This is a genomic window from Paenibacillus sepulcri (assembly GCF_042647105.1).
Classification (GTDB): domain Bacteria; phylum Bacillota; class Bacilli; order Paenibacillales; family Paenibacillaceae; genus Paenibacillus_Z; species Paenibacillus_Z sepulcri.
Genome location: NZ_JBHRUP010000001.1, coordinates 6,336,947 through 6,353,315, shown reverse-complemented (window position 1 = coordinate 6,353,315; position 16,369 = coordinate 6,336,947). Strand labels below are relative to the sequence as shown.

Genomic DNA, 16,369 nt, shown 5'->3' with positions numbered 1-16,369 from the left:
ACCGCCTACTAAAGCTGTGCTTCAAATCCTGTCCGCTTTGCATTATCTTCTCCTTCCAAGTCCCGAACAGCCTGCTCGCGGATGTCCTGTGTGATTCGCATGCTGCAAAATTTCGGACCGCACATCGAGCAAAAATGGGCCGATTTGGCCGCATCTGCAGGAAGCGTCTCATCGTGATAGGACATCGCCCGTTCCGGATCAAGCGAGAGATGAAACTGATCGCGCCAGCGAAAATCGAACCTCGCTTTGGAAAGCGCATGGTCCCGTATTTGCGCGTTCGCATGCCCCTTCGCCAGATCAGCGGCATGCGCCGCGATCTTGTACGCAATCACGCCTTCCTTCACATCCTCTTTATTGGGAAGTCCCAGATGCTCCTTCGGTGTGACATAACAGAGCATCGCCGTACCAAGCCAGCCTATCATCGCCGCCCCGATAGCCGAAGTGATATGGTCGTAGCCCGGAGCAATATCCGTCGTCAGCGGACCCAGTGTATAGAATGGCGCCTCCCGGCACACCTTCAATTGACGCTCCATATTCTCCTGGATCAGATGCATCGGAACATGGCCGGGGCCTTCGATCATCACCTGCACTTCATGTTTCCATGCAGCTTGAGCCAGCTCGCCAAGAGTATCCAGCTCTCCGAATTGAGCCTCGTCGTTGGCATCTGCAATGGAGCCGGGACGCAGCCCGTCGCCGAGAGAGAATGAAACATCATATTGTTTCATAATTTCGCAAATTTCTTCAAAATGCGTATACAGAAAGTTCTCGCGTTGATGCGCCAGGCACCATGCCGCCATAATCGACCCGCCCCGCGAAACAATCCCCGTTACCCGCTTGGCCGTAAGCGGAATGTAACGCAGCAGCAGACCCGCATGAATGGTAAAATAATCTACCCCTTGCTCGGCCTGCTCGATCAGAGTATCGCGGTACACCTCCCAGCTCAGATCCTCCGCCTTTCCGTTCACCTTTTCCAGCGCCTGATAGATAGGCACTGTGCCGACCGGAACCGGCGAGTTTCGCACGACCCATTCGCGGGTTGTATGAATGTTCCTGCCCGTGGAGAGATCCATGACCGTATCGGCGCCCCAGCGGGTGGCCCATGTCATTTTCTCCACTTCCTCCTCGATGGATGAGGCAACGGCTGAATTACCGATGTTGGCATTGATCTTGACGTGGAAGCGGCGCCCGATAATCATCGGTTCGCTCTCCGGATGATTGATATTCGCCGGTATAATAGCTCTTCCTGCCGCTACCTCGCTTCGCACAAGCTCTGCCTCTACCCCTTCACGAACAGCAATAAATGCCATCTCCGGCGTAATGATTCCCCTGCGGGCATAAAATAATTGGGTCACATTGCGCCCGCGGACAGCTCTTAGCGGTGTGTGGTTTAAAGCCGGGTACGGTTCTGCTCCTTGGCTGCCTGCCGCTTTCTCCGAGTGGAAACCGTTATCAAGCGGCTGAATCACACGCCCTTCATAGCGCTCCACATCTCCCCGATCTTCAATCCATGACCGGCGAAGAGCCGGCAGACCCTTGCGCACATCGGCCCGATAAGCGGAATCCGTGTACGGACCGCTGGAATCATATACCCGAACCGGTTCGTTCATCTGCACCTCACCGCTTCTACTGATACTCGGCGACAGTTCAATCTCCCTCATCGGCACCCGTACATCCGAACGGCTTCCTTGCACATACACTTTGCGACTGCCCGGCAATGCTCCAGCCATGATCGTCATATCAAAAAACCTCCCAAGGTAATTTGGATAATCCCCTAGGAGGCTCGCAAGGTACAGCGGCATAGACGGTGCGGAAAAATTGGAACGAGCCAAGGGCAGGCTGTTCCCTGTCCTATCAGTTCCCGGTATGAGCAGGCTTCAGCCCGTTCACCGACAGCATTCCTTGACACACTACATGCTGGAGCGAACCAGGAAGAATCCGTTCTGCCGTCCTTTGCGGCTGAGCAAATTTCTTCCCTTGGACCGTATAGAAATTTATAGGAGTGAAGCTTATAAATTCTATAAGGTTAAAAAAACCGCTCCGGCATGGGAGCGGTTTGAATGCGGCAATTTCCATCCGGCATATGAAGACTATGCTTCATTGTCCGAATAAGTGAGGCATCCTGTCTATGCGAAAAGACATTTGCATAGATCCAGCCCATAATCGCACAGACAAGCCCACTTTCCTACGCTGGCATAACCCAGATCAGGTTCAAAGGGACCAAAGCGATCAGCGCTTTATCTCAGCCCATGCGGGCGCCCCTAGTGGATTTCCTAGTACGACTATATCGCGTGAACGCACACGCAGTCAACTTATAATGTTCAATTTCTTCGATGAATGCCAACCGTCTGCTGCACATTGCCTGCAACCGTGACGGTTACGTAGTCTGTCTTCATGGTCCCGTTGTTGTAAGTAGAGGTGAACGTAAACGTCAGCGGTCCATCCTCCAGCTTCTCGAAGCTTTCATCCCACATACTCCCGCTCCAGCTGGTCCGCCGCGCGTTCGCGGCATCCAGATGGGTCGTGAAGCCGTTCATTGTCACCTCAACAGTATTCGCTTGGGTAGTTGTAACCGTATCGGTCGTTTGGGCATGCAGCACAAACTTCTCACCTGCCCAAAAGACCTCATAACCGCGCGGGCTGTCTGCATCGCCGTTTTGATTCATATTGTATTCTCTGCGGCGCTGGTCCCACAAATCCGTATGCATCACCTGACCCTTGACGTCAAGCGGCAGCACCGGTATGTCCTTGCGCACCACAACCGGCGGCGCTTGGCCGTCCTGGACCGTAAGCTCGACTTTATATTTCCCTGCCTTGTCTCCTCTGAAACCTGGCCCGGTGTGACCATAGGGACTATTAAGAAAGGAGTTGAAGGTTTGTGAGCCTCCCTCCGGATCCTTGACAATATAGATAACCTGTAAGGTATCCAGGTCGGGATCGTCAATGGTATGGCTGATCCGGATCGAATCCCCTTCATACACCGGTTTGGGGGTCCAGTCAAAATCGGCTGCAGGCGGCCGGTTCGTTTCGATATAGAAGTATTTCGGATCGCTCCAATTGCTCCAGTCATAGCCGTCATACACACGGATTATGACATACATGTACACATGCTCAGGCAGGTCGACAGTTGGCCGCCAAGAGAGTTCCCGGCCCGGCTTGATATCCGTATCCCGATACAGCTCTCCGCCATATTTGAAAATCTGAAGCTGGTATCGGGTTTGCAAATCTCCGTCAGCATCCGCATAATTCCATTGAAACGCCGGCCGGAATTCCGTTAGCTTCGCCGGATTATTCTGATCCGTGCTTTCAGGCACTGTAATCCGGGCTTGCGGTATCTGGTTGTATATCGTGACCTGCCCGTTGTACTGCGCCTCGGCTCCTGCCGAATCCTGCACGACCTGCCGGATATTGAAGGTGCCGAGTGTGTTGAACACCTTGCTCCAGAATGTCCGTGACGTGCTCTGCAATAATTCCCCATCGCCAGTTGTCATATTGCGAATGTAGTACGCATGCGGCAGGTTCTCCCGTCCACCATCCTCGGCATCATAGGCCCTAGAATCCATAACAACCGGAACGTTGCGGAAAGTATTCACATAGCTCGTCGTGAATCCGGGAACCGGCGGCGTATTGGGTGTCGGTATTGTGGAGATATCCAGGGATATGACGGTGTAATCCGACCATGCGCCATATTCGTCCTTCACAGCCATGCCAATTTCATATAAACCCCGTTCCTGCGGAGTTACAAGCTTTTCGTAGACAATGCTCCCGGATGGGGCGGCGTAGTAGAACTTCTTCTCCAGGATTCCCCGGGTGGCCCGGTAATCAATGGTGGACGGTTCAGTCGAGTAATTGTCAGGACTGATATACCGGTCCGGGTCATAGCTGCTGTCGGTCCAGATCAGTTTGCCGTCAGCTGCAGGAACGACCATAAACTGAGAGACCGGCCTGCGGTGAACGGTGACTCTTTTCGCAAACGGATTCGAGTTTTTACGGTATTCATCAAAGGTCATATCCGAATAGAGATAGCTTGGGTGCGGATCGTCCTTCGCCCTCAGTGTAACGATGTAATCCCCTACCTTATCGAAGGTCAGCCGCTCGGAGCTGAAGGTTTGACCGTTCATGGCCGACACGCCCTGATTGTTGATGAAACGCGGCGTATGCTGAATGCTCCACTGATAGGAGCCCGCCTTGGGATCGCCCTCCGGATCCAGAAACTGAATGTTATGGTAAGCGGCCTCCGCCGTGGCTGTGCCTGCATCCCATATCGCGTAGCTGTCCGACCATTCAATTTTATTCTGGATCGCTTTGTACGTGAAGGCGCTGAACACGACATAGGCTTTGTCGCTGAAATAGCCAAAACGCCCTTCTGCATAGCTGCCATCCGCCGCGGTCAGGATCGGGATATTATTGAGGAACACATCGATCTGACTGCCGACCGTCTTGATCCTCAGGGCATAGCTTTTGTTTGATTCAAACGGATACGAGCCTGCTCTCAGCACTGTTGGTGCGCCGTTCACGTATTTCACCAGATTGAACACATGGCCATCGGTTTCCACCGCGTACCGGTTGCGTGTGTCCTGCATCCGGAAGGAGAAGCCGGCCATCTCCCGGTCGTAGTCTATATCCTCCATTCGGAGGTTGAACTTCATTTCCACATCGTTGAGTGAAAGGTCCGATACATATTGACCGTTCGTAAACGTCTTTTTAACAAGCGGCGTGGTGGTGGGCGTGCCTATTGCTACGCCTAACGATGGTTGATCCCTGGCGGCTTCATATTGAACATAGAAGAACGCTCCATCTCCAAAATATTCCCCCATGATCTGACCGCCATTACCCCAGTTACACCCTGAACCGTTTTGGGCAATCAGTGCGCCGTTTTGATCGTAAATGTTGACTGGCTTGGTTCCGCAATCACCCATCCCTTTATCGATCTCAAAATCGGTTGTATACCCGTCTGCAGTCATGGATTTATTGGCACCTGCTACATAGTTCCCGTTCCAATCCATGGTATAGGGGGTATCGCCATCTGTTCCAAATCGGTAGGTTGGTATTGTCATGCCGTTCTGAGCCATTCGACTTTTTGGCGTGCCGTCACTTGCATTCAAGACGGTGAAGTACGTATTGGGATATTCGTAATTGCTTGCGGTTATTTCATTATTGAAGGGGTTCATGGCAAATCCGCTATAGCGCGTAATACTGCTGCCGCCTCCATTGATATCTTGGCCGGTATAGCCGGGCTCTCCTGCAGCCGTCAAGTATTGTCTCCAGGCTAAGCTCATATCCGCATTGTATTTTGTGACGCTCATGTCGCGGAAATAAGTATTACTAGGGCCCGTTGAGGCATAGCCTTGATACGTATATACGGCACCTGCAGGATCGGTATAGATCGGCAATAATACTTTGTATACCAAGTTTAGCCCCTGAATGGAAGAACGCGAAGCCGGAATCAACCAGTCAGGTTTTTCAGCAACCGACAGATCCGGGCCAACTTCTCTCCATTGGGTAGTCCAGGTCGTATTTTGATTACTATTATTGTCCCGGCGGACCATAATTTTGTTTCCGTTGGCATGGCTTACGGTCCAGTTGCTGACTCCGTTGGCCGTATTACTCAGTCCCATATCGGCTGCATTCTTCGTTGCCACTTCTGCACCCGTTCTTGCATCCAGCACGGTAAATGCATCGTTATTCTGGATGTAAATATACTGATCAGCCAATTCCCATTTGTCTATAAAGTAGGTTCCCGGCAAAGTCTTCGTGAAAACGTAAGGGGAACCATTGGTGTAACGGTAGAGCAAATTAAAATTGCTGCTGTCCATATACGATTCTTGCGGAGATACTTTTTTAGGGTCCAATGCATAGAGTGTCGTTATAACTTTCCCATTCAAGTATTGCTTTTCATCAAAATAAAGATATTTTTTGTTCGACCTGATTTGGGATGTCCCATGATCGAACTGGATATGCGTCCCGTTTTTGTTAATGAGAAGGTCCGTCATACCGGTATTAAAACGGGTTGCAGCTCGCCACGGTGAAAGACGATTATTTCCAAATCCATTATTATTCATATCGAATGTCTTCAAGAAGGTGTCGTAGTTGCTGGACTCCGAGTATGTGTAGGTCCGTGAGCTGCCAAAGTTTCGGCCTTCTCCACTTACAAGGCTGCCGCCCACCGCTTGCCATAAGTAATTCTTGTTGTATACCTCCTTTGTATCGTTGGTGATATAGACCGGCCAGTTGATCATCACTTCCGGACGAATGGTAGTGGAAGGATTCAAATCCGGCTGAGGATTCTTCCCTTCAACCTCAAACGAAACCTCCGGCGCATTATTGACAATATCCAGCGTCAGTGATGTCTGTACAGTCCCCAGGGTATCTCCCCACCGGCCAAATTCCTCGGTCACCTTAACGTAAAAGAGATACTTGCCCACCTTGCCCGGATTGATCGTGAGCTTGTCCAGGCGTCCGATAACCGTCTGCCAGCTATCGTCAGCAAAGCCGTTGTTTCTCGCATCGTATTTGTACTGATACTCTGCTTTGACAATTTCATCGCCATCGGGACTGTAAGACTTATTAAGAATGACTGTAGGTTCATTCCGTATCCCAAGCGGCGGCACATCGAGCTTAGCCACCGGAGGCAGATCGGGTTTAACAATAATCGTACAGGTGGACTGGTTTAAAGACTTGAGCCCCTTGGTATCGTACACATGCAAGGACACTTGAACGGTAATATCATGGTCCGTGCCGTTCGTGTAGGAAGTGAGCTTGTTGGTCCACTCATCCCGGCCATGATTGATCGATCTTCCCGATACGGGACTATAGCTGCCGCTGGCATCGAAGGCAGAAGCCGGAACCGCGTGATTCTCGATGACGGTTGCCGGACATCTGGCTACAGGTATCGGATTTTCCGGTCTGACTTGAATATAGGTGGATGCCTGGGCCGACAATCCCCAAACATCGTGGATCTGAGCGCTGATATTATGAACGCCGCTCGTGTCCATTTTGATGCTATACATGCCCCACGGGACGGGTGTGTACTTTCCCGGCAATGATTGGATCCATTGCGAATCGCTGGACGCGAAGAAAAACTCATCAAAGTACAGGTTATCCCCATCCGGGTCGGTTGGTGTAGGAACAGATGGATCCTGAATAACCACAAGGTTTAGAACCGTACCTTCGATAGCTTCATGTACGGGAACAGTAGGCCGTGCCGGATCGACAAAAGCAATCGTGAATTCTGGCGGGTTGTTGAGGGATGGTCCTGTTACCGTCAATGTTTTGGGTCCCACCCATTGTTCGCCGCAGCTTGTTTTAATTTTCATAGAGACATTATGTGTGCCTACCCCAATGATCGAGGGATAGGTGCTGTACGTATAGACAGAGTCCGTGGTTTGCCCATACACATCAGGCCCTATCCACGTTATGCCCCGTTCGATTTTGAAAGAATGCGATATGTATGTGCAGCCCTGCAGCTCGAAATCCCTGGGATGCAGCGTAAAGCTGTCCCGATAGGATATCGTCGTAGGGATGACGTCGAAATCGCCGGTTATCGATTGACTTTTTTGATAAAAAAATGAGACATACGCTTTGGTTTGGGTAGACGTTAAGCTTACTTGAGCTGATCCCGTTTTTGGGGTTACTGTATTGGAATAACTTACGTAAGACACGTTGCTGCCGACTATCGTTCCATAGCTGCTGACTGGGCTATGAGAGGAATTGTTTGGTAGCGTCGCTATCGGTACGGTTGTTTCTCCTGCTAGACTGTATGACCCCGAAGAGCTTGTTTTCACCATATGCCTTACTTTTACTTCCCCAGCTAAAGAATCAACCTTGTAGTAATAATATAGATATAAGGTTCCAAAACTTCCGTCATATGTACCTAAATTATATTCTCCTATCGTAGGTAATCCAGATGAGGGTGGTGTCCCACTTGTCGTTATCTTGTACCCTTTATAGGTGTATCCAGGTTTATCCGTATGCGTAAAGCTATATGGCTTTGTTTTTTCTAAAGGTTGCTCCCGGTCGTTAAAGACGGAATCCAAACTATTTCCGTTCTCATCGAAGTGTTTAATGATGGCTTTCCCATCTGTGGGAACAGTAACTGCATCATAATATAAATTCAAAGTGTAGGTATCAAACAAGGCATCATACGTAAACGGCGGTAATTTCCCGTTTATTATACTCCCCGTTGGCGCATCCCCCGTCGTACTTTTTTTGTATCCCACGTACTTATAAGACGCATTTGTTTCAGGGTCTACTTTAGGATAGGTTTGCCCTGCAACCATGTCATAAAACTTTTGGGGAAATATTGTACTCAGATTGGTTCCATCTGTTTTGTAATGATTGACAACCAACTGGCCATCTAGTTCGAATTCGAGAAGTACAGGAAAATAAAATCTGTATCCTTGTACTTTTGGTCCGCAACCAGCACAACTTGTAGGGTCCTCTGCACGTAGATCCATTAAAATTTCTGAATCTAGTTTGGCGTTTATTTCTACTCTGAAATCAATTGTACTCGTTCCGTTACCTTTTTTAGCCGTTGATTTAGCATTAGTTATATCCTTACTTATCCTGTCTGAGTATCTATCATAAGAATCTCCTGGTCTCGTTTGGTCAAAATAAAATTTATGTTTTGAATTTACTATATCGAACTTATAGACATCAACATCTCTGACAGACCTCCCGGCAAATGTGAACGAATAATTCCAGCCTATATCCACATAATCATTTAACCCTTTGCCTTCAGGAAAAGTTCCATCATTCTCCGACCAAATATCATAAGAAAAAAAAGCTACACCGTACCATTTATGCGTAGTTGTATCATAGACCGGTTGAATGGAATTGGTCGGTGTCGGTAGAGCAGCATTGGATGTGTTTGACGGAACGATCGGGATAAGCCCCAATAAATTAGATAAAATCAATACTATAGAGGTTAATCGTCTAAAGAATTTCATTTATTGTCTCCATGGATTTTTTATGACAGCTAAATAATCATCATTCGCAATACCTATGTAGGCTGGCGTTTTAATAGAATAGGACTCAGGGTTTTGATGACCTGCCCTTTGATCATAAGACGATTGTACAATTGGCATATATAAATTTTTATGAGTTTTATCGAGTCTCTCCCTAAACACAGACTGCTCATATCTCCTCCTTACAGCTTCCTTATCAGACAGCAAGTAAAATGAGCCTCCTATATTAGCACTAAAGCTAGATTGCCAAACAACATATTTTTCTTTTATCTGATTTTCAGCCAAATCCATTCTATAATAGGCTACTTCGTCAATAATTACGGGCAAAGCAGATTCCGATAGCACTCGGATATCTCGACGCTTACCGTCATAACCTACTAATCTATCTTCATATCCACCAAAATACTTCTTATAATTATCAGAATTTTCCAACTCAGTAACATCTTCAATTTTGGGTATATCCATACTCCCGATCCACACAAATTGAGACAGGCTATCCCACTGTACTGTCTCTTTAAATGTTTCACTTATAAAGCGGACTGGCACCATCGTACGGTTGTTGGATATATAAGACGCAGTTCCAAAACTCACTTTTTTTCCACCAACCGCAGCCGTTGTCGATCCTATAGTGAGAGTGATCGTAACAGTACCCTTGGAAATCGTAATATTTTTTTTGACAGCATTCACATTTGCACCAAGTCCATCAGAAACAGCCCTCAACGGGATAAATACCGTATTGTTTTTTATTTCAGCATTTACTCCGTCCAGCGGAATCTGCCGCGCATTATAAAGCACTTTTATGGGCATGTCCTTTTTGAAACTAATTTCAGCGCTTTTGGAGGCAGCGAAAGCCTTCGAAGAAGAAAAACTGATTCCGGAAAATACCACTGCAACACAAGTCAACGCAATTACAAATTTTTTCATATACATCTCTCCCTCTTGTATCATCCTATGATTTTCATTGGATCATCAGTCTCTCTTCAATCCAACATAATCCAATCTTTAGCACATTCTACCACCTTCCCCTATCATCCGACGACATTTTTCCTGTCCCTGAGACAAAAAAAGACAATAAAAAAGCACCCGCCTGCAAGCTTAAAAACAGCTTGCAAGCAGGTGCTTCCTGCTCGTGTATACTATACACCGATCACTTTATTATTTTCTATAATACCGATATGCCCTGCGTTTGACAAGTATAAATTCGTCAGAATTCGCTCTCATTCAGCAATTCCAGCCAACGTGCCGCGGAATGGCGCCATGTGAAGTGCTGCTCGACCCGATCCCTGCTCCTGACCCCCATCGCCATTCTCAAATGGTCGTTGCGAAGCAGCGTAAGCAGTCTGTCGCGCATCTGCTGCTCTACCTCTGACGGCTCCACAAGAAAACCAGTGACGCCATCCTCGATAATTTCCTTTATGCCTCCCGCCCTGGTCGCCACCACCGGCAGGCCGCAGGACATTGCCTCCACATTCACGAGACCAAATGCCTCGCGGTTGCCGGAAGGCACAACAGCTACATCCGCACTCAGAAACCAGTCCGGAACCTCCGAGTAAGGAACATAAGGGATAAACTGCACATGCCCCCGCAGGTGCTTGCCCATTCGATGAAGTTCCCGTACATAAGACGTTTGCCTGGTCGACCCATAGAAAGCCCCGCCCACAATGACCAGCAGTGCGGAAGGGTGCTGCCGAACGAGTTCCGGCATCATCCGCAGCAGATGATGGACACCCTTCATTGGAATTAGCCGCCCCATGAACAGAATCACGCTGCGTCCGTTCCATCCCCGCGCGGTGCGCAGCTGGTTCCGGTGAAAGGCACCGTTCAGAGTGAACTGGGACTGGAAGCGTTCCGTATCCACTCCTGGATAGATGACTCTCAGCTTATGCGCGTAAGCCGGCGCACGGGCTGCCACCACCTCACGCAAATATTCGCTGTTCACAAGAATCTTATCCACCGTCTGGAAGCTGCGAAAAAGCACGGATGGCCGGATCGCCTTCTGCCCGATAAAGGTTGACGAATGCAGATGGAGCCAGTACCGGCCGGATGGCCGGAGCCTCTTGAGCTTCAGCACCAATGCCGGACGGTTCTCAACCTCGGTAATATCCGGCTTAAACCGCCTGATCGACTGTCCGACCTGCTGTGCATAATGGCCTCTATTGACCGCCGGGAACCGTTCGCACATTACGCCGTTGAAACTCCCAAGACGAGGCAGGTTCCGGCTGCTCCGACCATATATTCGTGCCTGCACTGACGTTCCGACCAGCGGCACAAGCTTCTCGACAACACGTTCGACCGAGCTGCTGTTCGGTGATGGCAGCGGAAATGTACCCGGAGTTACAAATGCGATTTTGGGGCTTCTCATCCTGACAATCAGCTCCTCCCTTAAGAAGCCTCAACTTTGATTTTCCAATAGTTCAGCATACGTTTCTTCTACCTTCCGTGAACCCGGCATTGTCCTATTTAGGGACATGACTGATGAAGCGGCCTATCGGCGCAGCAGCTTCTGAATAAGCAGACTTAATCCGTAGGGTCCCAGATAAGCGCCGCAGGCGTGAAAAACCGGATCCTGCAGAAACTCATGTACCTGCGTCATGAATACCGTATCATCCAAATACGTCCGTACCGCGCTTGCCGCGGTCAGAGAGAAGAACCCCATATAAGCTACCAATGCGATCGCATCGATCGTCTTTTCCAGCCCGCGCTTCCACTCGCTCAAACCGTACAGCAGGCAGCCTCCAATAACCAGACCTACCGGGATTAAAATCACCATCAGCTTTCACCTCTTTAGCCAGCATTTGCAACAATGGCAAGCCTTAAACCTGCCTGCAAGCGTACGCTGTTGATAAATAAGAGGGGATATGTCACACTTATAACCGAAGAGTCCGAAAGAACGATCATAAAAGGCTAGGCAAACGCTTAGCCTTTCTGCTATTTTATAGTAAGTGCAAGTGAGAGAGGACGTGAATTCCCGGCATGACCCAATGGCTGCTTCGATCGATGACCGAGCTGAGCTCGCGCAAATGGATTTCGCGATTAACCGGTCGATTTGCCCAGTCGCCCGCAAGCCGGCGCTTTATTCCCAGATTTGCCCGCATGTATGGGATCCGCGTAGAAGAAGCCGAGAAAAGGCTTGATGAATACAGCACGCTCAATGAATTTTTCACCAGAAGATTAAAACCCGGTATGCGTATTGTCCATGAGGACACGGATGCCGTTGTCAGTCCGGTCGATGCTTTGATCACGGGGTGCGGGCCGATCAAGGCTGGCACGATTCTCAATGTCAAAGGCCAGGATTACACGGTAGAAGAGCTGCTGAACCGTTCCCCCAGAGTGGAGAATTACAAGAACGGCTACTATATTGTGCTTTACTTGAGCCCTACCGACTATCATCGGATTCATACCCCTGTGGGGGGCACCATTGTTGAAAGGGAGCATGTCCCCGGAAAAGTATATCCCGTCAACGACTTCGGCCTGCGCAATATGCGCAGGGTACTGAGCCGCAACGAACGGCTGATCACGTATATCCGCCATGCTCATGCTGAAACAGCGGTCGTCAAAGTGGGGGCCATGAATGTCAGCAGCATTAAATATGTGGAGCCTCTCCACAATAAAGTGGAGAAGGGGGAAGAGCTTGCTTACTTCGAATTCGGCTCAACCGTCGTTCTCCTGACCGAAGAGGATACCTTTACACCACGTGACGATTTGCAGGCAGGCCTTAAGGTAAAAGTAGGCGAAAAGCTTGGCATCCTGCTGGAAAAGTAGCAGCCCGTAGCATAAGCGAATTAGGGTCGATCCTTTTTGGCTTCTCAAAAATATAAGCTGGTTATGAAGAACATTTTTAATTTCTTATAAGTTAACAAAGCGTCCTGCGCCTGACAGAATCATTCCGATGATCGCTGCCAACCCGCATGACGCTTTTTTTCAATCGGCTACCCTGCCACCCATGTTATGCTCCATCCGCATCGCTCTGTACCGGGCGGTCCTCGTCTACCCCATTACAATCCGGCAAGTCCCAAGCTCAAGCGCCTTACAGCACACTCGCGGCCTGCTCCATTCGCCGAACTCCCATATCGAGCAGTTCCTCCGGCAAATGGGCAAAGCCGAACATGCCCGCCCGGCCCTGCGGCGCGTTCAGCCACAGACTGCTGTCATCCGTAAAACGCACCCCCGCATCTTCGCAGGCCTCTCTGAACCGCTCATAGTCACGCCCTTCACCCCGCCACTCTGCGTACAGATGCAGCCCTGCATCGACAGGAACGATCCGGAACCAGCGGTCAAGCCGTCCGTTCATCTGCTCGCGCAGCCGGATCAGCCTTCTCCCGCATACGCGCTTCATCCTTCGCAGATGTCTGGCGTAGCTGCCGCTGTTCATAAAGTTCGCGAGCGCCCGCTGTTCCGTAAGTCCCGCAGGCCGCGGCTCGATTAACGCTTTTGCCAGACGGAACGGTTCCGCAAGCGATTCCGGCACCACGACATAACCGATTCTCAGGTCGTTGAACATCGTCTTGGAGAAGGTGCCGACATAAACCACACACCCCTTCCGATCCAACGCCTTCAGCGGTTCGGTGGGACGTCCGCCCCAGCGAAGCTCGCTGTCGTAGTCATCCTCAATAATGACGGCCTGCTGTTTCACCGCCCAGTCCAGCAGCTTCTTCCTCCGCTCAGCAGACAGGACGGCGCCGCTTGGAAAATGCCGCGTCGGCGTAACGAACAGCAGCTTGGCCGGCCAATCGTCAGGCTGGATCCCCTGGTCATCGACCGCTGCGGGAATTATGACGCCGCTGGCGGCGCGGACAGCCAATGCCATCCCGGAATAACCGGGATTCTCCAGGACTACCGGCGTTCCCGGTGTAACAAGCAGCATGCTCAGCAGGGTGATCGCCTGTGCGGAGCCGCTGGTCAGAAATACCTGCGAAACGGATGCATGAATGCCCCTTTCCCTCCTCAGCTCCTGAACAATGGCCTCGCGCAGCGGCAGATAGCCTTCTACCGGCACGGCAGGATTGGGCCAATCCCCCGTCATCTCCCGGACCTCCGCATATAACGAAGCTCTCCATTCCGCAACGGGGAAGAGCTCCGGGTCCACTTGACCAATGCCAAAGTCGATCATGGGAGAGTCAGACTCTCCCCGAAACATTGCCCAATCCCCGGCCTGTATTCGCTCCCCAGTCTCCTGTCCGCTTGCCTCCTGCTGACCATTTGGACGGGTTCTCTCCCTGCGGGGCTTCTCTTCCCTCTCGGTTCTGGCAGCCGCATCCTGCACAAGCCGCTGCGCCCACTCCGAAAGCGGAATATTCGCAGCCTGCTCTCCCTGCACATGGCCTGATCCGGACAAATCCGGCGCAGAGGAAGAACGATAGGCAGCGAACGTCCCGCTGCCGGCTTCAGTCCGCACATATCCCTCGGCAAGCAGCGTATCGTAAGCCAGATTGACTGCCCCCCGCGACAACCCATACAGCTCTGCAAGCTTGCGGCTCGATGGCAGCCGCAAGCCCTCGGCCAGCGATCCGGCAATAATGGCTTCCCGAAGCGCCTGATAGAGGGCTTCCGTTTTCTTTCCCAATTCCCTGTAGTAGCGGTCATACGCAATCCGCAGGTCCACCTTCCTCAGCTCCCAACCAAGTGGTATATTAAAATCACTCTAAATTGGATCTTTTTAATTGTCAATAAGTGCAGTACGCTGGTCTGGAAGAAACGAGTGCCGCCGCCATAGGCGATAACAGGATTTCAAGCATATGGGGAAGAACGAAAGGGGTATCCTATGCGTCGACAGGAATTTGAAATGAACGATCAGGTTAACCAGGAGGAGCTGGACAGCTTTTTGCATGAAATGAGCTTCGGATTTCTCGGTACCGTCGATCCGGACGGCTCGCCCTGCGTCACACCGCTAAATTACGTATACCACAACGGGAGCCTGTATTTTCACGGCAGCCGGGCCGGCGAGAAGATGAGCAATCTGAAGAAGGAGGCATCCGTTACCTTCGCGGTCGCCAAGGAATTTGCCATCATCCCTTCTTATTTCTCGGATCCGCTTATGGCCTGTCCGGCAACCTCCTATTTCAAATCCGTCCGCATTGACGGCCAAGCCGTTGTCGTCAACGATCTTCAGGAGAAAGCGGAGGTGCTGGAGGCGCTTATGCGCAAGCTTCAGCCTGAGGGCGGGTATAAAACAATCGATGCCCGCGATAACGATTATATCCCCCGCCTGAAGGGCGTCTCCCTGGTCCGTATTGATGCCTCGAAGGTGGTAGGGAAATTCAAATTCGGCCAAAACCTCAAATCCAAGGACCGCGAAGCGCTGACGGAGGGTCTGCAGAAACGCGGGCTGCCGACGGATGCCGAAACGATCGAACTGATGCGGCGCTACTGTCCTCATCATACGGGGGACTAGCCGCCTATAACGGCCTGCCGGACTTAACCATAACGCTGATCCGCAAACAAACAAGGCTTCATCCGCAGCATAACTGCAGATGAAGCCTTGTTTGTTTGCGCATATCGCCGACCTTACCGGATTTCGGAGGGATTTTTCCCTGTATATTGTTTGAACTGACGGCTGAAAAAGAAAATATCCCGGTACCCCAGCGCGTCGGCCACCTCCGTCACATTCATGCCCGCGTGCATAAGCAGATGCTGGGCCCGCTCAATTCGGGTCCGGATCATATAGGATTGCACCGAGGAGCCGATCATTTCTTTAAACTTGATGGAGAAATACCGCGGGGACAGCTGCGCGCGCTGCGCCAAGTCCTCCACGCGATGGGCAATGCCTGGATTTTGCCTGACATAATTGGCGATCTCATGAATCGCTTCCGTCAATTGGTTGCTGGCTTTGCGCTCAACCGGTCCCTCGCGGTCCTCGCGCAGCAGATGAATCATCAGCTGCTTGAGAATAAGCTGAGCCTCTTCCTCCGCCGCGTAAGTTTTGACCAGGAAAAGCCTGACATAACGGGAAAGCATATGCTCAAAATCAACCGTTTCATTCAGCACCCGGTAAGACTGCGGAATGATATCGATGGATTCCTTGACAGCAAAATGAATATAGGTCAGAACGAGCGGCATTTGCGGGTTATGCGTAGCGCTCGTATAATCTCCGGGGCGGAACAGAAAACAGCTGCCTTTGGAGATGGGATAGGTTTTTCCGTTCAATTCCAGTTCCCCTTGGCCGCTCCATATATAGAACAAATCAAAATTGGGAATAGGCCTCTCGCGTTTCTGCCATTTCCAGCCGGGCTCGCAGACGATCTTGGCAAATGAGGGCAGCAGCACGAAGGACGAGGCATTACAATGCAGCATACAAACTCCTCCTAGGCGAACAAGTACAGCAGCAATAAGGCATACCGTTGTCATCATACACCAGCGCAAAAACGCTTCGCAACCCGGCGCAAAAAAATCCTGTTCATAATGGCCTA

The 16,369-nt window shown here is 50.6% G+C and carries 9 protein-coding genes and 1 riboswitch; of the genes, 2 read left to right on the top strand and 7 right to left on the bottom strand.

Annotated elements, in window-relative coordinates:
• Nucleotides 1-8: 8 nt before the first annotated feature.
• From thiC to ACFOLF_RS27645, 5 genes are all read right to left on the bottom strand, one after another.
• Complete coding sequence (gene thiC / locus ACFOLF_RS27665; RefSeq protein ID WP_210037214.1) at nucleotides 9-1,736, bottom strand: phosphomethylpyrimidine synthase ThiC; 1,728 nt, start codon at nucleotides 1,734-1,736, stop codon at nucleotides 9-11.
• 426 nt (nucleotides 1,737-2,162) lie between these two features.
• A riboswitch (TPP riboswitch) is annotated at nucleotides 2,163-2,270 on the bottom strand.
• 48 nt (nucleotides 2,271-2,318) lie between these two features.
• On the bottom strand, nucleotides 2,319-7,658 hold the full coding sequence (locus ACFOLF_RS27660) for a hypothetical protein (protein ID WP_210037213.1): 5,340 nt from the start codon (nucleotides 7,656-7,658) through the stop codon (nucleotides 2,319-2,321).
• Nucleotides 7,659-8,945: 1,287 nt separating this feature from the next.
• The gene (locus tag ACFOLF_RS27655; RefSeq protein WP_210037212.1) at nucleotides 8,946-9,887 is read right to left on the bottom strand and encodes a copper amine oxidase N-terminal domain-containing protein; all 942 of its coding nucleotides are present in this window, start codon (nucleotides 9,885-9,887) and stop codon (nucleotides 8,946-8,948) included.
• Between the two features lie 280 nt (nucleotides 9,888-10,167).
• Entirely contained in the window at nucleotides 10,168-11,325 is a 1,158-nt protein-coding gene (locus tag ACFOLF_RS27650; protein ID WP_210037211.1) for a glycosyltransferase family 4 protein, read from the bottom strand.
• Nucleotides 11,326-11,448: 123 nt separating this feature from the next.
• Nucleotides 11,449-11,733, bottom strand: a complete 285-nt coding sequence (locus ACFOLF_RS27645) for a hypothetical protein (protein ID WP_210037210.1) — start codon at nucleotides 11,731-11,733, stop codon at nucleotides 11,449-11,451.
• Nucleotides 11,734-11,936: 203 nt separating this feature from the next.
• Between ACFOLF_RS27645 and asd the strand changes: the two genes are divergently transcribed.
• A complete protein-coding gene (gene asd / locus ACFOLF_RS27640) occupies nucleotides 11,937-12,725 on the top strand; it encodes an archaetidylserine decarboxylase (protein ID WP_210037209.1) in 789 nt (262 codons plus the stop codon).
• Between the two features lie 265 nt (nucleotides 12,726-12,990).
• Here asd and pdxR read toward each other — a convergent pair whose 3' ends face one another.
• A complete protein-coding gene (pdxR, locus tag ACFOLF_RS27635) occupies nucleotides 12,991-14,565 on the bottom strand; it encodes a MocR-like pyridoxine biosynthesis transcription factor PdxR (RefSeq protein ID WP_210037208.1) in 1,575 nt (524 codons plus the stop codon).
• A 159-nt stretch (nucleotides 14,566-14,724) separates the two neighbouring features.
• On the opposite strand from pdxR, the gene ACFOLF_RS27630 reads away from it, so the two are divergent.
• Nucleotides 14,725-15,354, top strand: coding sequence for a pyridoxamine 5'-phosphate oxidase family protein (locus tag ACFOLF_RS27630; protein ID WP_210037207.1), 630 nt, complete (start codon nucleotides 14,725-14,727; stop codon nucleotides 15,352-15,354).
• 113 nt (nucleotides 15,355-15,467) lie between these two features.
• On the opposite strand, the gene ACFOLF_RS27625 is transcribed toward ACFOLF_RS27630, so the two are convergent.
• Nucleotides 15,468-16,253, bottom strand: a complete 786-nt coding sequence (locus ACFOLF_RS27625; protein ID WP_210037206.1) for a helix-turn-helix domain-containing protein — start codon at nucleotides 16,251-16,253, stop codon at nucleotides 15,468-15,470.
• Between the last annotated feature and the right edge of the window lie 116 nt (nucleotides 16,254-16,369).